The organism is Campylobacter taeniopygiae, from assembly GCF_005406225.1.
In the GTDB taxonomy this organism is placed as follows: Bacteria; Campylobacterota; Campylobacteria; order Campylobacterales; family Campylobacteraceae; genus Campylobacter_D; species Campylobacter_D taeniopygiae.
Window position 1 is genome coordinate 65,167 of record NZ_NXLY01000007.1, and the last position, 22,149, is coordinate 87,315.

The following is a 22,149-nucleotide window of genomic DNA, read 5'->3' on the forward strand; positions in this document are numbered from 1 at the left end:
GATAATTTCATTTTAGTTTAAAACTTTTTCTATGTAGTTTGCAAGTTCCAAATTTGGCTATTAATTCCCTATGGGTTTTGGTGCCATAGGCTTTATTTTTTTCAAATTCATAACAAGGGAATTCTTTAGCTAAAAAATTCATAACTCTATCTTTGCTTACTTTTGCAAGTATGCTAGCTGCACTTACTTGTAAAATTTTAGCGTCTGCCTTAACTAGGGTTTTAATGCCACTAATTCCAAAATTTGTATTGCCATCGTATAAAAAATGAGAGTGTGTCTTAAAATGCCTTTTTATGAGTGCTAAGCCTGTTTTTAAACAAGCATTAAGCCCTAGAGTGTCAATTTGATCGGATGAAAAAGCTAAGATGAGATAGTTTGAATTTTGTATAATGATTTCATAAAGTTCTTCGCGTTTTTTTTCGCTGAGTTTTTTAGAATCGCAAAGTCCGTCTATTTTTTTATTAAGCTTGCAAGCTGCCATCATCATAGGACCCGCTAAAGCTCCACGTCCTGCTTCATCTATGCCTATTAAATTTTCATCATACCTAGGTAAAAGTTCATTATCTGAAAATAAAAGTTTCATAGAAATATTTTACTAAATTTATCTAAGAGGAGTTACAAGCCTTAATATAAGGCTTGCTTAATTAACCTAAAAATTCTCTTTTAAAGTATTCTCTTGGAGCTTTACATAAAGGACAAGCAGCAGGAGCTTTTTTGCCACGATGGATATGTCCGCAAACTTCGCAAACCCATAAATCTTCTTCTTCGCTGTTAAAGAATTCTTCCTCTTCAAGCATTTTTTTAAGAGCTAGATATTCTCTTTCGTGTTCAATCTCTACTTTTCCAATAGCAGTAAATAATCTTGCTATAGCTTTTTTGCCTTCATCTTCTGCAATTTTTGCAAAATTTGGATACATGGTTGTATGTTCGTAATTTTCACCTTCTGCTGCGCTTACAAGATTTTTTGTTGTTATTTCTAAAGGTTTGCCATCTACGATTTCATGATAAGCTTTAAATTCAGCCCTTGCGTGCCATTTTTCATTTTCGGCAGCTTCTCTAAAATGTCTAGCAACTGCATGCCATCCTTCTTCTTCTGCAATATCGGCAAACAAGTCGTATTTGTTTCTAGCCATAGATTCTCCTGCAAAAGCTTTCATGAGATTTACAGCCGTTAAATCTGTTGTAATGCATTGCATTTCTTCGCCACAACAGGTAAGTTTTCCTCCACCTACAACTTGAATTTCAACTTCGTTGCCACATTTTGAACACTTATAAGTTTCGTATTGTCTCATTTAGACTCCTTTTTTAAGATAAGTGTGTATTGTATTATAAAAAAATACTTCTGTCAATTGATAATTTTTATCAATTATAAATACTTGATGAAATTGCAAAGCATCTAATTCAAGATGCTTTTATATTTCAACTTCTTTCGTGATACGATTTCTTATATCTCGACGCACGATTTCTATACCCCAAAGCCAAACTATGTGTCCAAAAATTTCAGATAAATGTTCATCAAAAGGAATTTCTGAAAGAGGTGGAACTTCTGCAATTAAAGGCATAACAATTACATGGGCAAAAAGATAAACAAAAAAGCCAAAAACAGCTCCTTGGCACATTGTGATTTTATGCCATTTCTCTGCTATCATGCAATATGCTATTGCAAATACAATAGAAAATCCCACATGGACTATAAAAATTGACAAAGGCATTTGCATACCTGAAAATGTATAAGTCCAATCCGTAGGTAACCCTAATTGCTCTAGAAAAATTTTAGGTGGAGTTACGCGTTCTAATGCATCTACTGGCCAAAATACATTAGGATTTCGTGGAGGAAAAGGCACTTCCCATCCCCATTTTACAATTGCACCAAAAACACCTGCTAAAATCCCTATAAAAAATGCTAGAGTATATTTTCTATCAGTTTTCATAGTCTCTCTCCTTTTTTTGGATTTTTGATTACAATTTCATTCTACCACATTCAATATATCTTGTCAATAAATTTATTTTAAATTTTAAAGTATTCTTTAAGTTTTGTGCATATTTCAAAAAAATTGACTCCATCTATAGTGCGGTTTTTTTCAAAAAATTCATACATTCCTAAAAAACCACCTTCAAGTTCTTTGGACTTAACCCCATAGCTTATACTAAGTCCTGCTTCTATAAAAGCAGCGAGTTTATCACAGTATTTTAAAGCTTTTCCATCAATCGCTCCAAAATCATTTTCATTAAAAGAACTCAAGCTCCCGCTACAAAGTTCTATTTTTTTATTTTTATAGGTGCGATTTTCAAATTCATTTTTTACAAAATTAGGTTCTCCAGCTCTTCCTTCTCTAATGCCTAGTATAAAAGAAAATTCAGCTCTTAAATTTTCAGGTACAAAAGGAAGAATTTTTTCATTGATTAGTTTCATTTCATAATCATTTATAATTTCATGAAGACCTTCTATGCCATATTTAACAGGACTAATAATATCTCTTGTAAGGCTTTCTGGCAAGTCGTGAAATAAAGCGCAATAAAAATTATTTTCTAATCTTTTATCACAAGCTTTGATTTTTAAAGAATAAAAATAACCCAAAATTGCAACTACTAACATATGTCCAAGCACAGCAGTTTCTGGAATTCTTGGAGTTTGTGCCCAACGTTTTTGAAAGCGTAATCTTCCACTAAGATCGATTATTTTTGCTATTTTTTGATTTAGAGCGATTTTTCTAGCTCCTATTAACTCGTAATAATCTTCCAATTCTTCTTCAACTTTGTTTTTAATATCGTCAATATCATTTAAAAAAGCTGAGGTTTGATAAACGATATTAAATTCCCATCTAGTAGCAAAATAAGAAGCAGCCTTTAAAATGAGTCTTTCTTTAGCATAGGAATTATTATTAAGATAATTTTCAAAACGTTTAAGAAATTCTCCATCTTCAATATCTGCTATCATGGGCTCGATTTTACTTAAAACCCAAGCATTAACCTCATCTTTTTTTTGACGCACGATTTCATGATAAACATCAGGGCGTATATCGGTCACCACAACGCGACTTAAAAACTCAAAAATACCCCCTTCTATAATCATTTTCATATCAACATCTTTTTCCATTTTAGCAATAAAATAAGCAATAATAAATTTATGCGCTTGTTTATCAAGCTCAACTAAATTTGCCATTCTTGGGTAATCATTCCAGCGACTAATGGAAGCGGCTTTAAAAATGTGTTCTATGAGTTTTATATTTATCATAAAATTGCCTTTTTATATTTTTAGATTAAAAAATTCGTTAAAATTACAAAAATTATAACAAATTAAGGATAAAAATGAGTAAAAAAGCACTTTGCATAATCAGCGGTGGAATGGACAGCACTTTGTGTGCTTATTTGGCAAAAAAAGAAGGCTATGAGATCGTAGCTTTGCATTTTGATTATGAACAAAGAACTCAAGAAAAAGAAAGAGAATGTTTTAAAAAAATTTGCCAAGCTTTAAAAGTTGAAAAATCTTATATTTTGGATGTAAGTTTTATTAAGATCATAGGAGGAAATGCTTTAACTAATAAGGAGTTAAATATACCTAAAAATGAACTTCTTTTAAATAGCGACACTCCACCTATAACCTACGTTCCTTTTCGCAATGGAATTTTTTTAAGCATTGCGGGATCTTTAGCTGAAAAAGAAAATTGTGAAAGTATTTTTATAGGGGTTGTGGAAGAAGATGGTAGTGGTTATCCTGATTGTACTTGTGAATTTATAGAAAAAGCAGAGAGTTTTATCAATAATGGAACGAGTAAAAATTTTAAAGTTTCACTAAAAACTCCGCTTATAAATCTCAATAAAGGGCAAATCGTTGAGTTAGCTTTAAAAGATAATGTGCCTTTGGAACTTACTTGGTCTTGTTATGAAAGCAATGATGAAGCTTGTGGGGAATGTGATAGCTGTTTGCTTCGTTTAAAAGGTTTTAAACAAGCAGGAGTAAAAGATAGGATTAAATATAAAAATGATTAGACACTATAAAGAATTAAGCAAAACTCAAATAGAAAAGCTTTTAGGGCTTTGGGAAGAAAGTGTTAAGGCAAGTCATGATTTTTTAGATGAAAAGAATTTTAAAATCATTAAAAAATATTTAATGGAATTTGATTTTAAAGGATTAGAATTTTTATTTGCTTATGAAAAAGATGAATTGGCAGGTTTTTTAGGTTTTCATCAAGAAGAAATTCAAATGCTTTTTATACACCCTTCGTTTTTTAATCGAGGTTTTGGATCTCAACTTTTAAAAAAGGCGATGCAGGATTTTAAGTTAAATAAAGTAGAAGTTAATTTTGACAATAAAAAAGCTTTAAAATTTTATCAAAAATTTGGTTTTCAAATCGTAGGAGAATATCAAGATGATTTTGGATTTAAGCTTTTAAAAATGCAAAAGTCCTAGCTTTAACTAGGACTTGAGTTTTAATTTAGAGTAAAGAGTTTATTTGCTCCATCTTGATAAGAAAGAATATTTATTTTTCCATCTTTAAAGAAAATACTTCTTGCATTAGTTATAGTATTTGGAAAAGATAGAGTTTTAACAACTTCTTCTTTAACTGGATCAATCACTGCTATAACATTATGATTTTTACTTAAAGCGTATATTTTTCCATCTTTATCAGTCATTGAAGTAATATAAAGATCCCCTAAAGTTTTACCTTCTTTAAGATCTGCTTTTGGTGTAAATTCTCCAGATAAAACAAGATCTTTTAAAGAGTATTTAGAAATAACAAAGGTTTTAGCGTCTTTATTGTTTGGAACTGTAGCAAGATAAAAATATTGATCATCTGTAGTCATACTTGCTACGTGATTAAATTTAGATCTTATAGTACTTAATCTTCCACGGCCTAGATCTTTTCCTTGACCTTCAAAGTGATTAGCTCCTTTTACAAAATCAGCATATTGTAAAGTGTCGTCCGCATTTGGATTTTTCTTAAATCTTAAGAAAGATTTATTAGAACCCATAAGGATAAATTTATCATTCATATAAGGAATAATTCCTACGATAGGATCGATGCTTGCTGAAAAATATGGATCAAGCTCAAAGCTATCTTTTGTAGTGAAGTTGTTGTCTAAGAAATAAACATCCCATTTAGAACTTGCTACAAATTCATTGTTGATAAAATCTAGTGTATTGATCGCTTTATTAAAGCTAATGGTTTGTTCATCTAATATTTTTAGATTTTCATCAATTTTTGCAAACGGAGAATTATTGACATCATTATCAAATTTAATTCCTAGTTTATCACTTGCTGGTGCAAAAGCATAATCAGGAGCTTTAACATCTCGTTTTCCTAAGAAAGAGATATTTTGCCATAATCCATTCCAGCTATCTGTGCTCCAAATTATATATTTTGGATTAAGGGTAAATCTTACAGGATCTCCTTGACCTACATAAGGAAATACGCCAGTTCCAACAAAAGCTTGAAAAACATTTGAAGCTACAATAATAGTGCTAATAACAACAGCAGCAAGTGAGAAGCCTGTGTATTTTCTAAATTTTTCACCATTTAATTCTTTATCAAAGGCACTGAATTTTGGTGCAAAAATAAAAATGAAACCTAAAAGCAATACAACTGCCCAAAATACAACTTCAGCCCAAAAATAGGTATGAATTCCAAAAACAGGCAAACCAAAACCTTGATCTAAATCTTCCATGGCATGATTTCCAAAATGCGCAAAAGACTGATAAAGACCCGCTGCAGTCATGATTAAAAGAGCAGCTAGATATTTTCCTTTCATTCCATAGCGAACTATGAAAAGAGCCATTACTCCGATAAAAATCATCGCCTCTCTTTGTCCCCAGCAAAGCACACAAGGGCTGTCAGCTAGAAAATAACCAAAAATAATATTTGCAGTTCCTACGGGTAAAAGTATGATTAAAAAACCCGCTAGACACATTAAGGTATAAAATTTTTTTGCTTTATTAATTTCGTTCATTTTTTATCCTTCTTACAAATTCATTATGGTTAAAAGTCCAGTTGATTTGTGACCAACATAAAAAACAATCATCATAAGCCAAGCTATCATCACTAAACTAAAAGCCAGATTTTCTTTTTCTGGTTTTTTAATGATGAGTATTAAGGCAACAAAAATTAATAAAAGTTCCAAAAACTCCATAATAACTCCTTTTTAGCTAAAGTTATTAAATTGTACCCCATTAAAATAAAATAAACATAAAATATTTAATCCGTATTTATAAAATACGGAAAAAATTATTTGAAATTATTAAGTTTTTGTGAAAGTTTAGAAGCTCCATTGAAGACATTGCTAGAAATATTATTAATTTCACAAGAAAGATCTTTGATAAGGTTAGCAAGTTCATTTACTTTATCAACGCTATCTCTTAAAATAACCATTTTTTCTTGCACTTGTGTACTTTTATCTTTCATAAATTGAGTCGATTGTATAGAGCTTTCTAACTTGTGCATAGAGTTAATGAGTTCTTGTTGTAAGCTATTGGTTTTGTCAGAAGTTTCTTTCATGGATTCGTGAATAAGATCCATTAAAGATTTATTATCATTGATCTGCTGCACGATAGTATTAACAGTAGCATTGATACTTAAAAGAGATTTACTTGTTTTATCGGCAAGTTTTCCAACCTCATCAGCAACGACTGCAAAACCTCGTCCATGTTCTCCTGCTCTAGCTGCTTCAACAGCTGCGTTAAGGGCAAGTAGATTGGTTTGATCGGCTATATCTCTAACAGAATTAGTAATTTCTATAATATTGTCGGCACTTTGGGTTAAATTATCCATATTAACAACAACATTTTGCTCTTTTGCATTGTTTTCATTAATAAGATTAACAAGTTGAGTAAGAGTGCTTCCAACTTTATTCATCAATAAATGCATATCTTGCATATTATCAACGCTTTCTTGTGCCAAATTTCCAGCTAGTATAATGTGATCATCTAAAACATTAGTAATTTCTTTCACATTTTCAATTTGATTATTTTGAGAATTAGAACTCTCTTCAAGTGTGTTAGCGTTGTTTTTTAGTTGTTCGGAATTTTTATGATTGGCTTCTGCATTTTCAATAGCTTCAAGTACAGAATTTTGAACAACTGAAATAAAAGAATTGATGTGTGCAGCACTTTGTCCTAGTTCGCTTTTTGGATCTATATTTAAGCGAGAGGATAAGTTGGCTTCTTTACTGGCTAAATTAGTACTTAGCTTTTCTAAGATTCTTACAGGAATAATGATTTTTTTCAAAGTAATAGAGATAAATAAAATCAGTAAAACAAAAACCAAAACAAAAACCCCAATTGCTACGTATAGTTTTTGTATATTAATTTTATCAATATTTGATTGTGTGATTTGATTAAGGCGATTGAGTTCCTTAGCTAAAGTAGAATTAGTATAAATAGTTGATTCGCTTTGCATAATTTGGATTTGTTTTAAGATCATTTTATAATGGGTTGCAAAAAGATCTAAAGTATCATTATTTTTCATCATTGATAAATTTTGTATCAAGGCATCTAAATGTTTTAATGTGGTTTTTTCTAAAACATTTTCTGTGGCAACAATTCTAAGAATAGCATTCATTGTCTTTAAATTTTGAGAATCTTTTTTGCTTAAATTATTTTCAGTTTCATTGAAATAATCTTTAGCTAATTCAAAAAGATAAAATTTAGAATTTACGGCGATGGAATTAGCCGATTTGAAATGATCTAATTGTGCTAATTTTTCTTTAAAAATAGCTTCAGCATGAGAATCATCAATCCCTAATTCTTTAAGCTTTTTTAACATATCTTCCATTTGTTTAACAGCTGCAACACTTTCATCATAGTTGATAAAATTAAAGCTATTTTGAAAAACTTTATCGATGCGTGTATTTAAAATTTGAAGCGTCTGTAAAGTATTTATAATTTCTTTAGTATTTTTACTTGAGGTGTAATTATTGAAAATAATTCCTAATAATATAAAAATAGCAACCAGTGTGCAAATTGCTAAAAAAATAAATTGATATAAAAAAGAAATTTTTTTATTGGATGCTGTCATGATATTCTCCTGTTAAACTTTCTAGAAAAGCTACTATATTATCTACGGTTTCTTGATCTAAAAATTTTCCAAGTTGATAATAGGCCATGAACTGAACACAAGCATCCAAAGTCGGTATACTTCCATCATGATAGTAAGGGGCTGTTTTGGCTATATTTCTAAGACTTGGTACCTTAAATACCATTTTATCACTCTCTTTATTTGTAATCTCATAGCGTCCTAAATTTTCTTGATTAGGATATTCTTGAAAAATGCCAATTTTTTGAAACATATTGCCCCCTATATTTTGCCCTTGATGGCAAGAAATACAACCTTGAGCTTTAAATTCTTCATAGCCTCTTTTTGCTTTTTCAGAAATTGCATTTTTATCTCCTTTTAAATATCTGTCAAAAGGAGAATTTGGAGTGATGAGCGTTTTTTCAAATTCTGTAATTGCATCAGCTATGTTATCTACGCTAACTTCCCCATAAATGTCTTTAAAACTTTTTACATAATCAGCATTTGCATTGACTTGTTTTAAGAGAAATTCTGGAGTTAGACCCATTTCCTTAGGATTAAATAAAGGCACCTTTGCTTGTTCTTGTAAATTTTGTGCCCGTCCATTCCAAAATTGGACAAAATTAAACACAGAATTAAAAGTCGTTGGTGTGTTAAAAGGCGTGTCTAATTGATTATTCACCCCTGTTGAATTTGTGGTATTATCCACTCCATAATTATTAATATTATGGCAGGTATTGCAAGATACTTTTCCATCTTTAGATAAAGAGGTATCCATATATAATTTTTTTCCAAGGATAGCTTTTTGTTTATCATAAGGTATTTTATCTGGAAGTGGAGTGATCATATCAATTGCAAATGTTGTTGTTATTAAAAATAGCATTGTATAAAATATTTTCATTGTTTAGTTTCCTTGTTTTTAAAAGTTTTATAATCATAATGTAAAATTTATTAATTAATAATAAATTTTTAAAGCATTAGATATATAAGGCTTGTATAAATTCATTTTCAATATTTTTTTTAGAATCAATGATAAATTGATGATCTCTAAAAATGAATTTTAATGTTTTAGCATGCAAACATAAGCGTTTAGCACCTGTTAGATGGATTCTTTCTTCCAAATTTATTTTTTCATCTAATATCGCTTCAATTTCTTCTTTTTTTAAGCCATAAAGTGGATCCCCTAATATAGGATATTTTGCATGGTGTAAGTGAATTCTTATTTGATGCTGTCTTCCTGTTAAGGGTTTGCAAAGTAAAAGTGTGCAATTGTGCTTAGGAAAAAAATTCAAAATTTCAAATTCGGTCAAAGCTTGTTTTCCTTTTTCGCAAATTTGCATTCTGGTTTTTACATCGTGATAATTTTTGATTAAATCTATACAAGCATCAATTTTGAAATTTTTTTCTACTTTTCCTAAAACCAAAGCTAAATATTCTTTTTGAATCTGTCTTTTTTCAAACATGGTTTTAAATTCAATTTGAGCATATTTATTTTTTGCAACGAGGATTAAACCGCTTGTTTCTTTATCAAGACGATGGGCTATACAGGCTTGCTTTCCCCATAAATGCCAAATTTCATCACTAAGGCTATATTGACAATGCCTTCCATTAGGATGGCTAAGAACGCCACTTGGTTTTTCAAGTACGGCAAAATTTTCATTTTCAAATACAATCTCCACTCCCTTTGGATGGGTTTCATAAACAATTAATTCTATCGTTCCATTTAAAATTTTATTTTTTTCTTCAACTAAATTTCCATCGCAAAAAAGTCTTTTTTTATCGATCAGTCTTTGTGCCTCATTTATGGGAATTTTTAAGGCCTCCATAAGGACCTGAAACGCCTTTTTTCCATTATTAGGTAGTTTTGTTTTGATATAGGGCATTTAACTTCTTTCTTAGAATTTTTTAGATAAAATTCCATTTTTTCATTTTAAAATTATAACTAAAAAAGGTTTAAAAGCATGGTTGCAAGATATAGCAGAGAAATTATGGCTAAAAAATGGGATGTTAAAGCCAAATATGATGCATGGTTAAAAGTAGAATTAGCAGCTGTAAAAGCTTGGAATAAATTAGGTCTTATTAATGATACTGACTGTGAAAAAATCTTAAAAAATGCAAAATTTGACATTGATAGAATTGATGAAATTGAAAAAACAACCAAACATGATGTTATAGCTTTTCTTACAAGTGTGAGTGAAAGTTTGGGAGAAGAGAGTCGCTTTGTGCATTATGCAATGACGAGTTCTGATTGCATTGATACTGCGGTTGCTTTACAAATCAAAGAAAGTTTGGAGCTTATCTTAGAGGATATTTCATTGCTTTTAGAAGCCATAAAAAAACGTGCTATGGAGCATAAAAATACTTTAATGGTTGGAAGAAGTCATGGAATTCATGGTGAGCCTATAACTTTTGGCTTGGTTGTTGCAATTTGGTATGATGAAATTTTGCACGCTAAAGATCTTATAGAGCACGCTAAAGAAGTGATTAGTTATGGAAAAATCAGCGGTGCAATGGGAAATTTCGCCCACGCTCCTTTGGAATTTGAAGAAGAGGTTTGCAAAAATTTAGATCTTAAACCTGCTCCAGTTTCAAATCAAGTTATCCAAAGAGATCGTTACGCACAAGTGATTTCAGCTATTGCGATTTTAGCTTCATCTTGTGAGCAAATCGCTGTGGCAATAAGGCATTTTCAAAGAACGGAAGTTTATGAGGCTGAAGAATTTTTTAGTGCAGGGCAAAAAGGAAGTTCGGCAATGCCACATAAGAGAAATCCAGTTTTGAGTGAAAATATTACAGGACTTTGCAGAGTTCTTCGATCTTTTGTTACTCCAGCATTGGAAAATGTTGCACTTTGGCATGAAAGAGATATTTCTCATTCTAGTGTAGAGAGATTTATTTTACCTGATGCTTTTATAACAGCAGATTTTATGCTTGCACGTCTTACAAATTTAATTGAAAATCTTTTAGTTTATCCAGAAAATATGATGAAAAATTTAAATCTTACCGGAGGACTTGTTTTTTCTCAACGTGTTTTGCTAGAACTTCCTTTCAAAGGAATTAGTCGCGAGGAAGCTTATAAAATCGTTCAAAGAAATGCTATGAAGGTATGGGCTGATTTGCAAAATGGCAAAGAAGCAATCAATGATAAAAACGAAAGTTTATTTTTAATCGCACTTTTAAATGATGAAGATTTAAGAAAAAGTTTAAGCGAAGAAGATATACGTAAATGTTTTGATTATAATTACTATACAAAAAATATTGATGCTATTTTTGCAAGAACATTTAAATAATTAAGCAAGGAAAACAATGAAAGTTATAAAAAGAAATGGCCGAACAGAAGAGTTAGATATTTCTAAAATTAAAAAATGCACTTCCGATGCTGTGAGAGATTTAGAAGGTGTGAGTTTAAGTGAGTTAGAGCTTGATGCAAAAATTCAGTTTAGGGATGGAATTTCAACTGAAGAAATTCAAAAAACTCTTATTAAAACGGCTGTAGATAAGATAGATATTGATTGTCCAAATTGGACTTTTGTTGCTGCTAGACTTTTTTTGTTTGATTTGTATAAAAAAGTTAATGGTATGAATCGCTATAATCACCTACGTGATTATTTTGAAAGAGGGGAAAAAGAAGGAAGAATTTTACTGGGCTTAAAAGAAAAATATGATTTAGACGATTTAAATGACTATATTAAGCCTGAACGCGATATGCAATTTACTTATTTGGGTGTTAAAACTTTATATGATCGCTATTTGATCAAAGATAGTAAGGGTATGCCCATAGAACTTCCACAGCAAATGTTTATGGCTATAGCTATGTTTTTGGCGCAAAATGAATTTAATCCTGGAGAATGGGCTAAAAAATTTTATGATTTGATCTCTAAATTTGAAATTATGCTTGCTACCCCAACTCTTTCAAATGCTAGAACCACTAGACATCAACTCAGTTCTTGTTATATAGGAAGCACTCCTGATAATATTGAAGGAATTTTTGATTCTTATCAAGAAATGGCACTTTTATCTAAATTTGGTGGTGGTATAGGTTGGGATTGGTCTAAAGTTCGTGCTATGGGTGGAAGCATAGACGGACATAAAAATGCAGCCGGAGGGATCATTCCTTTTTTAAAAATTACAAATGATATTGCGGTGGCTGTAGATCAACTTGGAACTAGAAAAGGTGCTATTGCGGTTTATATAGAGCCTTGGCATATGGATATAGGTGATTTTATAGATTTAAGAAAGAATTCCGGAGAGGAAAGACGTAGAGCACATGAGCTTTTCCCTGCTTTATGGATCAATGATCTTTTTATGAAAAGGGTTAGAGCTAATGATAAATGGACGCTTTTTGATCCTGCTGATACAGCTGATTTGTGTGATTTGTATGGTGAAGAATTTGAAAAACGTTATGAAGAATATGAAAAAGATGAAAATATAGTTAAAGAAATCGTAGAGGCTAAAGAGCTTTGGAAAAAAATATTGTTAAATTATTTTGAGACAGGTTTGCCATTTTTATGTTTTAAAGATACTGCTAATAAAGCCAATCCAAATTCTCACGTTGGAATCATTAGAAGTTCAAATTTATGCACTGAAATTTTTCAAAATACCGATGCTAATTATTATCAAATTAAAGTTGTTTTTGAAAACGGCGATGAGAGACATTATGATGAAGAAGAGCGTGTTATTATAGATGGTGGCTATGAAAAATCAGCTAAGAAAATTTCAACTTTAGACAGTATTGATGGCAATAAAGTTTATATAGTTGAAAAATACAAAAATGACGGCAAAACCGCTGTGTGTAATTTGGCAAGTGTTAATTTAAGCAAAGTACATTCTAATGAAGATATAGAACGCGTTGTGCCTACGGCTATTCGTATGCTTGATAATGTGATCGATTTAAATTTTTATCCTCATAGAAAAGTAAAAGATACAAATTTAAAATCGCGTTCTATAGGGCTTGGAGTTATGGGAGAAGCACAAATGCTTGCCGAAGCTAGAATTCATTGGGGAAGTGAAGAGCATTTTGAAATGATTGATAGAATTATGGAAAAAATTAGTTTTGAGGCTATCAATGCAAGTTCTAATTTATCCATAGAAAAAGGATCTTATCCTGATTTTCAAGGATCAAACTGGAGTAAAGGAATTTTTCCTATTGATGTTGCCAATGAACAAGCTAAAGCTTTAACTTTAAGAGAAGGTTTGTTTAATCAAAGTGATTGTGATTGGAATAAACTTAGAGAAAAAGTAAAAAAAGATGGTATGAGAAATGGGTATTTAATGGCGATTGCTCCTACTTCTTCTATATCTATTTTGGTAGGAACCACTCAAACTATAGAACCTGTTTATAAGCGCAAGTGGTTTGAGCAGAATTTAAGCGGCATGATACCTGTTGTTGTTCCAAATTTAAGCCTTGAAACTTGGGAATATTATACTCCAGCTTATGAGCTTGATCAAAGAATTTTAGTAAAAGCAGCTGCTATACGTGGAAAGTGGATCGATCAAGGACAAAGTTTAAATATCTTTTTATCGCTAGATAAGGCAAGCGGAGGTTATCTTAATGAAATTTACCAACTTGCTTGGGAGCTTGGTGTTAAATCTACATATTATTTAAGAAGTGAAAGCCCTAATAGTGAAAAAGTCAATGTGGCCGATCGCAGCATAGAATGCGAGGGATGTCAGTAAAAATTTTATTGAAGTTTTTAATCTTTTAAAAACTTCAAATTTAAAATGATTGGAAAAATGATTCTATTTTTTTCTTCATTTCTTTTGCATCATTGATGCGATTGATTTCATCTCTAAAAGCTGAAGCTTCTTTGTGTCCTTTAGAATACTCATGCAAATGCTTACGAAATATACTTACAGCTTGATTTTGGTAATGCTTTAGCATTTCTTCAAAATGGGTTAATATAATTTCTTTTTTTAAATTTTCTTCAACTTTTTTATTATGTTTTATTTCATAAAAGATCCAAGGATTACCTATACTTGCTCTTCCTATCATCAATCCATCGCATTTTGTGATATTATAAACTTCAAGCGCGTTATTTGCATTAATATCCCCATTAGCAATAACAGGAATTTTTACATTTGCTTTAGCAAAGGCTATAGAGTCATAATCAGACTTTCCGCTATAAAGTTGTTTTCTTGTTCGTCCATGAATGCTTACAAAATCAACACCTAAATCTTCGCAAATTTTAGCCATTTTTTCAGGATATTTTTCATTAAATCCTAGTCTAAATTTGACGCTTGTCAATCTTTTTTTATTGGTTTGCTTGATCACTCCCACTAAAGTTTTAAAAAGTTCCAAATCGTTTAATAAGGCGCTACCGGCACATTGCTTAACTACTTTATTTACAGGACAGCCGCAGTTAAAATCTATACCATCTATAAAATCCATTTGATTAAGAAGTTCAACCGCTTTTTTAAGCACTTCTTTATCGCCTCCAGCAATTTGCACAATATAAGGTTTTTCAAATTCGGAACGTTCTAACATGTGCAAAGTTTTAGAGCTTTCATAAACTAAAGCATTAGAGCTTATCATCTCACTAATGGTTACATCAGCTCCAAATTTTTTAACCACATTTCTAAATGGCAAGTCTGAAAAACCTGCCATTGGAGCTAAAAATAAGGGTTTATTGGTAAAATCTATCATTGTATAAGATGATTTAAATCAAATTTGATGTTATTTTCTTTAAGGATTAAAAAGGCTTTAAAATCACTGAATTTTTTTTCATCTTTTCTAATTTGCTCTCTTAACTCATCTAAAAGTCCAAATTCGGCAAGTAAATATAAGTATGCTTTTAACGCTTCATTTTTTTCATTTTTTATTTTAGAAAAAATTCCTAGTATTGCATCTGGATTAAAAAATTTAATACTCATTTTCGCAATGCTTAAATATTCTTTTTCATTTAAGAGAGAATGAGTCAGTAAAACTTCAAATTCAGCGGTATTAAGTTCAAGATTTCCATCTTTAAAGCGTTTGATTAAATTTAAAATTTGATGAGAATTTTTAGAAATTTTAATACTTTTGATTTGTTCGTAATTGCCTTTTTTAAGAAGAGTATTAAAGGCTAATTCCTCAAACTCGTCTTTGATTTCAGTGATGTTTTTTATTTTAGAATAGGCATAATTTATATCATTTTGAATGCGATTTTGCTCATTTTTTAAAAATAAAATATTATTATTTGCAAGCTTGAATTTAGAAATATTGACATATTCTTGATTATTTAAAGCATCAATAAGATCTAGAATTTCATTGATCTTGGTTTCATTTGGAATTTTTTCATGGGTTTTTACAATTTTTGCTAGTTGTGCTACTTTTCTAAATTCTTGAGTGCTAAAGCTTGTATTTAACTCTTTTTCTAAAAGTAAATTTTGGATATAGCTTTCAAATTTGGCAGAGTCTTTGAAGAAATGCTTGAATTTAAAAGTGAGTAAAAAATGATAAAAGATCATGTGAAAAGTAGCAAAAAAAATCAAAGGAATTAAAGGTAAAATCAACCAAATCATAACCGGAAGCTCAAAATTATAAGTCCTAAAATTTAGAGTATAGCTACCAAGTTTTAAATACCAAGCAAATGTAAAAATTATAAGAGTGTAAATAAGGCTAGCACCCAAAAATAATTTAACTTTCATAAATTTTTCCTTTTTCTAAATTTTCGCGACAAGTGATACAATATTTTACATGAGGTTTTATTTTGAGTCTTTCAACAGCAATTTCGTCATCACAAGATTCACAAATTCCATAAGTATTGTTTTTGATTTTATCGAGAGATTCTTCAATTTCTTTTAATTCTTGTTTTAAATTAGCACTGATAGCAAGATCAATTTGAGAATTTGTTTCTATCACTGAAAAATCAACGCTATCGCTAGGAACGCTATTGTGTAAGGCTTCAATTTCTTTAGAATTGCTGTGCAAATCTTCTTTGATAGCTTTTTTTCTTTGCTCTAGATTATCTTTAAAAAAGTTTAAGTCATTTTTTTTCATGAAATTTCCTAATTCATTTATGGTAAGGGTGATTGGAGTTAATGCAAAAGGCGCGATAAATTTGTTCTAAAAGCAAAGTTTTAACAAAATAATGTGCCAAAGTCAATTTACTCAACGAAAGGCTAAAATCTAATTTTTCTGTAAATTCTTTTCTCAGTCCATAAGCTCCACCTATAAAAAAACTTAATTCAATTTTATCTTGTATCATTTTGGCAAATTCTAAACTTGTTAGCTCTTTGCCTCTTTCATCAAGGGCTATATTAAAGCCTTTTTTATGTGCATTAAATACTTCTTCATAACTTTTTTTTGCTAGTTCTGGATTATTAAGATTTTGTGCATTAGCTATTTTTTTATTAAAAAGATTGTATTCTTTAATTGTGGCAAATTTAGATATTAACTTAAAATATTTTTGATCTAAAATTTCAAATTCATCACTTTTTTGTATATAAAAAATATTAATTTGCAAATCAGTTTCCGCAAAAAAACTTAAGTACATCGCTAAGATATTTTTTCATTTCAGATCGTTCGACTATTGCATCTATAAGACCATGTTCTAATAAAAATTCAGCTCTTTGAAAGCCTTGTGGTAAATCAGCTCCTATGGTTTGTTTTATAACTCTTTCTCCTGCAAAGCCTACCAAAGCCCCTGGCTCGGCAATCACCAAATCTCCAAGCCAAGCAAAAGAAGCACTCACACCTCCCATGGTTGGATCTGTTAAGATGCTAATATAAGGAATTTTTTCTTTGCTTAAGAGTTTTAAAGCAGTACTTGTTTTACTCATTTGCATTAAAGAATAGGTGCTTTCTTGCATTCTAGCACCTCCACTTGCACTTACAATCACTAAAGGATTTTTATTACTGATGGCTCTTTGTATGGCTCGAACTATTTTTTCACCTTCTACTGATCCTAAAGAGCCCCCCATGAAAGAAAAATCAAATACAACTAGCTGAGTTTTAATCCCGTCAATTGTACATTCTCCGCTTACGACCGCAGATTTTTTGCCTGTTTTATTTTGATTTTCACTCAATCTTTTTTTATAGGATTTGCTATCAACAAATTTTAGAGGATCAATAGCTTCCAAATTTGCATCAAATTCTACAAAACTATTTTCATCGCTTAAAAGATTGATTCTTTCTATAGGAGAAATTCTCATATGATGAGAACATTTAGGGCATACATTAAAACAAGATTCTATTTCTTTATAATACATTAAAGCATGACAGCTTGGGCATTTTACCCAGTGATTTGGTGCTTCTTTTACGCTAGGTTGTTGTCTTCTAATTTTTGAAAAAATATCTGCAAAATTCATATAAACTACCTAATTAGATTTAAAAAATTTAAGAATTATATCAAAATTTTCTTATCTTTTCTTGCAATTAGTAAAATTTTTATGAAATGAAATTTATTTGTAGTAAGTATTTGATTTTTTAGATGCATTAATGCATCTAAAAAATATTAAAAACGTGTTCCTAGATTGAATTCAAAAGTACTCGTATCATCGCCTTTTTTCTTATTTAGCGGTTTAGCAAAGATGAGTTGTAAAGGTCCTATAGGAGTGATCCATTCTAAACCAACGCCCGTACTCATTCTTTTAATTTCATCTAAATTTTTACGTCCTATCATACCATAATCAAAAAACATACTTCCACGAAGTTTGATTCTATCTATCAATGGAAAACTAAGCTCTACGGAATTGGCAAAAGCTATCGTTCCGCCCACTTCATCACCCCATTCATTTTTAGGGCTTACAGTTCTACTTTCAAAACCACGAATTGAGCGAATACCTCCCAAATAAATTCTTTGATTGATTGGTAAGTAACCTCTATTCCAAACTTTATAAAAACTTGCTTTATAGCGATAAATGAGATCATAGCCTATATAATCTTGCAAACCTTGATAAAAATTAAACCTAGTGCTTGAGGATAGAAATTTTTGATCTCCACCGATTCCAGCATACTCAAGACTTGTCGAAGTGATGATTCCAGATCTTGGTAAATAATAATCATCTGTATTATTAAATGAAAGGGCTGGAGATATAGAACTTTTGATACTTTTTCCAAGATCATAGCCTGTTCTTAAAAGGGTTGGACTAAGATGATAAATATCACTTTGTTCTAAATTATAAGTTAAACTTGCATTAAAATATCTTGCAAATTGACGACCTACAGTAATATCAAATCCATAATTTTTTTCTGAATAATTATCCCACTCATAATCATTAGAATAAAGAGTTCCTCCTAGGCTATATTGACTATCAAGAACTCGTGGGTTAATTAAGCTGATTCTTCCTGATAAAGTATCGTCGCTTTTGTCCACACTCACCGAGCTTTTAATTCCTGATCCAAAAATATTTGTATCAGAAAGAGAAGCATTTAAAAGTAGTCCATCACTTGATCCATATCCTATACCTCCAGAAATTGCACCGGTTGAAGCTTCTTTGACATCGACAATAAGATCAATATGTGTATCATCAACCTTTTTTTCTTTAATATTAACATCATCAAAATAAGAAGTTCTTCTTAGAGCGTTTTTGGATTCGGTTAAATCCGTTCTATTATATAAATTGCCTTCTGTAATATATAATTCCCTACGTATAACACGATCGACTGTACGAGAATTATTTGCAATAATTACATTTCTAATATAAACTTTTTCATGAGGAATGACTTTAAAATTAATTGTAACCTCATGGGTTTCATCATTTTTTTGGATATCTGGATAAACTTCAACAAAAGCATAACCTAAATCAGCACTTTGCGTTTCTAAAGTTTTTACATCTTTTCTAACATCTTCGATATTGATAATTTTACCGACGCTAGAGCGTAGATTTTTAACTGTTTTTAAATTTTGCTTTTCTTCAAATAAAGGATTTTCTATAGAGATATTTTTAATTTTATAAGGTTTGCCTTCTTTGATAAAATAGGTTAAATCAGCTTGATATAAATCCGTATAAGTTTTTAGATAAGGAGCTGAAACTTGTACATCTAAATACCCTTTTTTCATATACTCATCGCTAATTCTTGCGCTATCATTATTTAATTCAAATATTTTAAGCTTTCCGTCATTTCTTCCCCACATCCAGCCCATAAATTCTTTTTCTTTATTGATAACAGCAGGTTCTATATCGGAGTAAGATAGCTTTTTAGCTCCACTTAAATAAACATTATCGATGATAATATTTTCTCCACGATTTACTATAAATTCAAGCTCTAGGCCGTCTGTATTGTTTAGAGTTTTTGTTTTGTATTCTACAACAGTGTCAAAATAACTTCTTGCTTCATAGTAGTTTTTAATGCGATCACATGCTTCTTTGGCACTTGATTCGTCAAATAAATTTCCTCTTTTAATTCTGAGCATACTTTCAATTTGCTTACGATCATTGGAAGCAATTCCTGTAACTGTGATTTTAGCAATACTCGGTTTTTCTGTAACAATAATGTTTAAAATCCCATTATTTTCTTCTACGGCAATATTATCAAAATAATTTTGCTTATAAAGATTAAGTATGGCTTTATTAACCTTAGAAAGATCTAGCTTTTCTCCAATTTTTAAACCGGTAAGATTAAGTGCACTTGTATTTGAAAGATGATTTAAACCGCTAAATTTAATTTCTTTTATAACAGTAGCACTACTCAAAGTAGCTAATAAACAAACACTGATAATTTTTTTCATTGATTTTTTTACCTAAAAATAAGCTTTATATTACAAAAGTTATGATTATATCAGAAAAATTTTAACAAAAACAAAATGTTTTAAAGCTGTTTTTATTTAAGTTAAGCTTCTTTATGATTTTTAATTTCTCTATTTTAAGTGTTTACTATATTTTTATAAAATTTTTAAAAACTAAAAATATTGATTTTTATCTTAGGAAGAAAAGATGGCAAGAAGAAAGAAAAAGACTTTTTATCTGTATTTTTTAATCCTTGTTGTTTTGGCAGCTTTTTTTATTGTAAAAAAAGAAGATATAGTGAGAAAAAGCTTACCTCAAATTCTTATGCCCGATATTGTCTATACAAATCTTGAAAAACCTATTTCTGTGCATATTAAAGATGAGAATCATTCTATTAAAAATGTAAAAATTATCTTAAAAAAAGATGATCAAGATTCTGGAATGTTAATTGCAGATGAAAAAATACAAAAATTAAATGATATTACTTTGCAAGTTGCTTTGCCAAAAAGTAGCGAAAAATCAAAATCTTTTATCATGGAAATTATTGCTGAAAATGATTGTTTTTGGAATATTTTTGATCAAGATAAAGCAAAAAAACAAATCGCGATTATAGTCGATAATGCCTCTCCTAAAATAAATATTTTAAGCAATTCTTATCAAATCGAGCAAGGCGGGGCAGCTAGCGTTGTATTTTCTGCAAAAGATGCTAACTTAGATCAAGTTTATATCGAGACAAATAGAGGAAAGATCTTTAAAGCAACTCCTTATGTTAAAGATGGTTATTATGCAGCCCTTATTGCTTGGGATGCAAGAGACGATGAGTTTAGAGCTTATGTGATTGCAACAGATAAGGCCGGAAATACTTCTAAAGAGCGCATAAGGTATTATTTTTTAAATAGAAAGTATAAAGTTTCTAATATTAACCTTACGGATAGTTTCTTAGATGGTAAAATTGAAAATTTAGCTCAAGAATACGCTCCAAAAGACAATAATTTTACGCGTTTTGACAAATTTAAATTCGTCAATGAAACTTTAAGAAATGATAATGAAAAACTCATACATGAAATCACTTCAAATGTTTTAGAAGATAAAATTGATAATTTTTCCCTTAATTTATTTTTGCCACTGAAACATGCGTTAAAAGTTGGGGATTTTGCTGATCATAGATATTACTCTTATAATGGTCAATTTGTTAGCGATTCTTACCATATGGGTATAGATTTGGCTAGTGTTAGAGAAGCTCCAATCTTTAGCAATAATTCTGGAAAAGTTGTATTTGCACAAAAGAATGGAATTTACGGGCTTAATTTGATTGTTTATCATGGCTTTGGTGTTTATAGTCTTTATGGACATTGCTCATCTAAAGATATTGATGTCGGCGAAAAAATAGCCAGCCAAAGTGTGATCGCAAGAACAGGAAAAAGTGGTTTAGCTCTTGGAGATCATTTGCATTTTGGGGTTTTAGTTCAAGGAATAGAAACACGTCCGGAGCAATGGCAAGATAGAAAATGGATCGAGGAAAACATTTATAAAGTTTTAAATAATGGAAAAAAAATAATTTTAGGACAAAAACAATGAAACAATTAACCTTAGCAAGATCAGTAAAAGGTGTAGGAATAGGACTACACAAAGGCGAACCTATCGAAATTACTCTTGAGCCTTTGGAGGCTGATAGCGGCATAGTTTTTTTTAGGAGTGATTTAAATGCAAGTTACAAAGCGATTCCTGAAAATGTAATCAATACTCAAATGGCCACTGTTTTAGGAGATGATCGCGGTTTTATTTCAACGATAGAGCATTTAATGAGTGCTATAAATGCTTATGGAATTGATAATGTGCGTATTGTTTTAAATGCAAACGAAGCTCCTGTTATGGATGGATCAAGTATTAGTTTTTGTATGATGCTTGATGAAGCGGGAGTTGTAGAACTAGATGCACCTAAAAAAATTATGGTTATTAAAAAACCAATAGAAGTAAGAGATGGGAATAAATTTGTAAGATTAATACCGACTAAAGAGCCTCGCATTAATTATACCATCAAATTTGATAATGCGGTTATAGGTGAGCAAACTTATAATTTTGAATTCAGCAAAAAAAATTATATAGAAAATATCGCAAGAGCTAGAACTTTTGGTTTTTTAAAAGATGTTCAAATGCTTAGAGATAAAAATTTAGCCCTTGGCGGCAGTTTGGAAAATACTATAGTTGTCGATGAGAGTAGAATTTTAAATCCTGAAGGTTTGCGTTTTAAGGATGAATTTGTAAGACATAAAATTTTAGATGCTATCGGGGATTTAACCTTGCTTGGATATAGAGTTTTTGGCGATTATATATCTTTTGCTGGAAGCCATCATTTAAATCACTTGCTCACTAAAGAGGTGTTAAAAGATAAAGAAGCTTATGAAATTGTCAGTCTTGAAAAAGCAAATGAAAAAGCTTATGAAAAGGTTTTTGCATAAAAACTTCTCTCTTACTTAATGCCTTATCTAAG

At 30.5% G+C, this 22,149-nt stretch carries 21 protein-coding genes; 6 read left to right on the plus strand and 15 right to left on the minus strand.

The window, feature by feature from the left end; genetic code table 11:
• Positions 1-7: 7 nt before the first annotated feature.
• The 4 genes from CQA75_RS04680 to CQA75_RS04695 all read right to left on the minus strand — a co-directional run bounded on the left by CQA75_RS04680 (position 8) and on the right by CQA75_RS04695 (position 3,235).
• Positions 8-583: a ribonuclease HII gene (locus CQA75_RS04680; RefSeq protein WP_137623882.1), complete on the minus strand. Its 576-nt coding sequence runs from the start codon at positions 581-583 to the stop codon at positions 8-10.
• A 61-nt stretch (positions 584-644) separates the two neighbouring features.
• The gene (locus CQA75_RS04685) at positions 645-1,292 is read right to left on the minus strand and encodes a ferritin family protein (protein WP_137622688.1); all 648 of its coding nucleotides are present in this window, start codon (positions 1,290-1,292) and stop codon (positions 645-647) included.
• Between the two features lie 120 nt (positions 1,293-1,412).
• A complete protein-coding gene (locus CQA75_RS04690) occupies positions 1,413-1,931 on the minus strand; it encodes a YagU family protein (RefSeq protein WP_137623883.1) in 519 nt (172 codons plus the stop codon).
• Between the two features lie 77 nt (positions 1,932-2,008).
• A complete protein-coding gene (locus CQA75_RS04695) occupies positions 2,009-3,235 on the minus strand; it encodes an HD domain-containing protein (RefSeq protein ID WP_137623884.1) in 1,227 nt (408 codons plus the stop codon).
• A 74-nt stretch (positions 3,236-3,309) separates the two neighbouring features.
• On the opposite strand from CQA75_RS04695, the gene queC reads away from it, so the two are divergent.
• Together queC and CQA75_RS04705 are read left to right on the plus strand one after the other, a co-directional pair.
• Positions 3,310-3,990: a 7-cyano-7-deazaguanine synthase QueC gene (gene queC, locus CQA75_RS04700; protein WP_137623885.1), complete on the plus strand. Its 681-nt coding sequence runs from the start codon at positions 3,310-3,312 to the stop codon at positions 3,988-3,990.
• The gene (locus CQA75_RS04705) at positions 3,983-4,411 is read left to right on the plus strand and encodes a GNAT family N-acetyltransferase (protein ID WP_137623886.1); all 429 of its coding nucleotides are present in this window, start codon (positions 3,983-3,985) and stop codon (positions 4,409-4,411) included. Before queC ends, CQA75_RS04705 begins: the two co-directional genes overlap by 8 nt.
• 20 nt (positions 4,412-4,431) lie before the next feature.
• On the opposite strand, the gene dsbI is transcribed toward CQA75_RS04705, so the two are convergent.
• The 5 genes from dsbI to CQA75_RS04730 form a co-directional block, all read right to left on the minus strand.
• Complete coding sequence (dsbI, locus tag CQA75_RS04710; protein WP_137623887.1) at positions 4,432-5,949, minus strand: disulfide bond formation protein DsbI; 1,518 nt, start codon at positions 5,947-5,949, stop codon at positions 4,432-4,434.
• 12 nt (positions 5,950-5,961) lie between these two features.
• On the minus strand, positions 5,962-6,129 hold the full coding sequence (dba, locus tag CQA75_RS04715; RefSeq protein WP_137623888.1) for a disulfide bond formation protein Dba: 168 nt from the start codon (positions 6,127-6,129) through the stop codon (positions 5,962-5,964).
• A gap of 95 nt (positions 6,130-6,224) precedes the next feature.
• Complete coding sequence (locus CQA75_RS09595; protein WP_137623889.1) at positions 6,225-8,012, minus strand: methyl-accepting chemotaxis protein; 1,788 nt, start codon at positions 8,010-8,012, stop codon at positions 6,225-6,227.
• Positions 7,996-8,910: a cytochrome-c peroxidase gene (locus tag CQA75_RS04725; protein ID WP_137623890.1), complete on the minus strand. Its 915-nt coding sequence runs from the start codon at positions 8,908-8,910 to the stop codon at positions 7,996-7,998. Before CQA75_RS04725 ends, CQA75_RS09595 begins: the two co-directional genes overlap by 17 nt.
• Before the next feature lie 76 nt (positions 8,911-8,986).
• Positions 8,987-9,892 (minus strand): RluA family pseudouridine synthase, encoded by a 906-nt coding sequence (locus CQA75_RS04730; protein WP_137623891.1) that lies wholly within the window; start codon positions 9,890-9,892, stop codon positions 8,987-8,989.
• Between the two features lie 78 nt (positions 9,893-9,970).
• Between CQA75_RS04730 and purB the strand changes: the two genes are divergently transcribed.
• Complete coding sequence (purB, locus tag CQA75_RS04735) at positions 9,971-11,299, plus strand: adenylosuccinate lyase (protein WP_137623892.1); 1,329 nt, start codon at positions 9,971-9,973, stop codon at positions 11,297-11,299.
• A 16-nt stretch (positions 11,300-11,315) separates the two neighbouring features.
• The gene (locus tag CQA75_RS04740; RefSeq protein WP_137623893.1) at positions 11,316-13,685 is read left to right on the plus strand and encodes a ribonucleoside-diphosphate reductase subunit alpha; all 2,370 of its coding nucleotides are present in this window, start codon (positions 11,316-11,318) and stop codon (positions 13,683-13,685) included.
• Positions 13,686-13,725: 40 nt separating this feature from the next.
• On the opposite strand, the gene CQA75_RS04745 is transcribed toward CQA75_RS04740, so the two are convergent.
• From CQA75_RS04745 to bamA, 6 genes are all read right to left on the minus strand, one after another.
• Positions 13,726-14,652, minus strand: coding sequence for a tRNA dihydrouridine synthase (locus tag CQA75_RS04745; RefSeq protein WP_137623894.1), 927 nt, complete (start codon positions 14,650-14,652; stop codon positions 13,726-13,728).
• Positions 14,649-15,635 carry a hypothetical protein gene (locus CQA75_RS04750; RefSeq protein WP_137623895.1) on the minus strand — a complete coding sequence of 329 codons (987 nt, stop codon included), beginning with the start codon at positions 15,633-15,635 and terminating at the stop codon, positions 14,649-14,651. Before CQA75_RS04750 ends, CQA75_RS04745 begins: the two co-directional genes overlap by 4 nt.
• Complete coding sequence (gene dksA / locus CQA75_RS04755; protein WP_137623896.1) at positions 15,625-15,987, minus strand: RNA polymerase-binding protein DksA; 363 nt, start codon at positions 15,985-15,987, stop codon at positions 15,625-15,627. The genes CQA75_RS04750 and dksA overlap by 11 nt, the downstream gene beginning before the upstream one ends.
• Positions 15,988-16,000: 13 nt before the next feature.
• Positions 16,001-16,453 carry a 23S rRNA (pseudouridine(1915)-N(3))-methyltransferase RlmH gene (locus CQA75_RS04760; protein ID WP_171000082.1) on the minus strand — a complete coding sequence of 151 codons (453 nt, stop codon included), beginning with the start codon at positions 16,451-16,453 and terminating at the stop codon, positions 16,001-16,003.
• 1 nt (position 16,454) lies between these two features.
• Positions 16,455-17,297, minus strand: coding sequence for an acetyl-CoA carboxylase, carboxyltransferase subunit beta (gene accD, locus CQA75_RS04765; RefSeq protein ID WP_137623898.1), 843 nt, complete (start codon positions 17,295-17,297; stop codon positions 16,455-16,457).
• Between the two features lie 146 nt (positions 17,298-17,443).
• Positions 17,444-19,660, minus strand: a complete 2,217-nt coding sequence (gene bamA / locus CQA75_RS04770) for an outer membrane protein assembly factor BamA (protein ID WP_137623899.1) — start codon at positions 19,658-19,660, stop codon at positions 17,444-17,446.
• Positions 19,661-19,865: 205 nt separating this feature from the next.
• On the opposite strand from bamA, the gene pgp6 reads away from it, so the two are divergent.
• Complete coding sequence (gene pgp6 / locus CQA75_RS04775) at positions 19,866-21,236, plus strand: peptidoglycan metallopeptidase Pgp6 (protein ID WP_137623900.1); 1,371 nt, start codon at positions 19,866-19,868, stop codon at positions 21,234-21,236.
• Positions 21,233-22,117 carry a UDP-3-O-acyl-N-acetylglucosamine deacetylase gene (gene lpxC, locus CQA75_RS04780; protein WP_137623901.1) on the plus strand — a complete coding sequence of 295 codons (885 nt, stop codon included), beginning with the start codon at positions 21,233-21,235 and terminating at the stop codon, positions 22,115-22,117. The genes pgp6 and lpxC overlap by 4 nt, the downstream gene beginning before the upstream one ends.
• Positions 22,118-22,149 lie beyond the last annotated feature (32 nt).

Coding starts and splice junctions, on each gene's coding strand:
- CQA75_RS04685 (WP_137622688.1), bottom strand. CDS start 1,292: ATGAGACAATACGAAACTTATAAGTGTTCAAAATGTGGCAACGAAGTT.
- CQA75_RS04705 (WP_137623886.1), top strand. CDS start 3,983: ATGATTAGACACTATAAAGAATTAAGCAAAACTCAAATAGAAAAGCTT.
- CQA75_RS04680 (WP_137623882.1), bottom strand. CDS start 583: ATGAAACTTTTATTTTCAGATAATGAACTTTTACCTAGGTATGATGAA.
- CQA75_RS04695 (WP_137623884.1), bottom strand. CDS start 3,235: ATGATAAATATAAAACTCATAGAACACATTTTTAAAGCCGCTTCCATT.
- CQA75_RS04725 (WP_137623890.1), bottom strand. CDS start 8,910: ATGAAAATATTTTATACAATGCTATTTTTAATAACAACAACATTTGCA.
- dksA (WP_137623896.1), bottom strand. CDS start 15,987: ATGAAAAAAAATGACTTAAACTTTTTTAAAGATAATCTAGAGCAAAGA.
- CQA75_RS04745 (WP_137623894.1), bottom strand. CDS start 14,652: ATGATAGATTTTACCAATAAACCCTTATTTTTAGCTCCAATGGCAGGT.
- CQA75_RS04750 (WP_137623895.1), bottom strand. CDS start 15,635: ATGAAAGTTAAATTATTTTTGGGTGCTAGCCTTATTTACACTCTTATA.
- accD (WP_137623898.1), bottom strand. CDS start 17,297: ATGAATTTTGCAGATATTTTTTCAAAAATTAGAAGACAACAACCTAGC.
- dsbI (WP_137623887.1), bottom strand. CDS start 5,949: ATGAACGAAATTAATAAAGCAAAAAAATTTTATACCTTAATGTGTCTA.
- purB (WP_137623892.1), top strand. CDS start 9,971: ATGGTTGCAAGATATAGCAGAGAAATTATGGCTAAAAAATGGGATGTT.
- CQA75_RS04730 (WP_137623891.1), bottom strand. CDS start 9,892: ATGCCCTATATCAAAACAAAACTACCTAATAATGGAAAAAAGGCGTTT.
- bamA (WP_137623899.1), bottom strand. CDS start 19,660: ATGAAAAAAATTATCAGTGTTTGTTTATTAGCTACTTTGAGTAGTGCT.
- dba (WP_137623888.1), bottom strand. CDS start 6,129: ATGGAGTTTTTGGAACTTTTATTAATTTTTGTTGCCTTAATACTCATC.
- lpxC (WP_137623901.1), top strand. CDS start 21,233: ATGAAACAATTAACCTTAGCAAGATCAGTAAAAGGTGTAGGAATAGGA.
- pgp6 (WP_137623900.1), top strand. CDS start 19,866: ATGGCAAGAAGAAAGAAAAAGACTTTTTATCTGTATTTTTTAATCCTT.
- CQA75_RS04690 (WP_137623883.1), bottom strand. CDS start 1,931: ATGAAAACTGATAGAAAATATACTCTAGCATTTTTTATAGGGATTTTA.
- queC (WP_137623885.1), top strand. CDS start 3,310: ATGAGTAAAAAAGCACTTTGCATAATCAGCGGTGGAATGGACAGCACT.
- CQA75_RS09595 (WP_137623889.1), bottom strand. CDS start 8,012: ATGACAGCATCCAATAAAAAAATTTCTTTTTTATATCAATTTATTTTT.
- CQA75_RS04740 (WP_137623893.1), top strand. CDS start 11,316: ATGAAAGTTATAAAAAGAAATGGCCGAACAGAAGAGTTAGATATTTCT.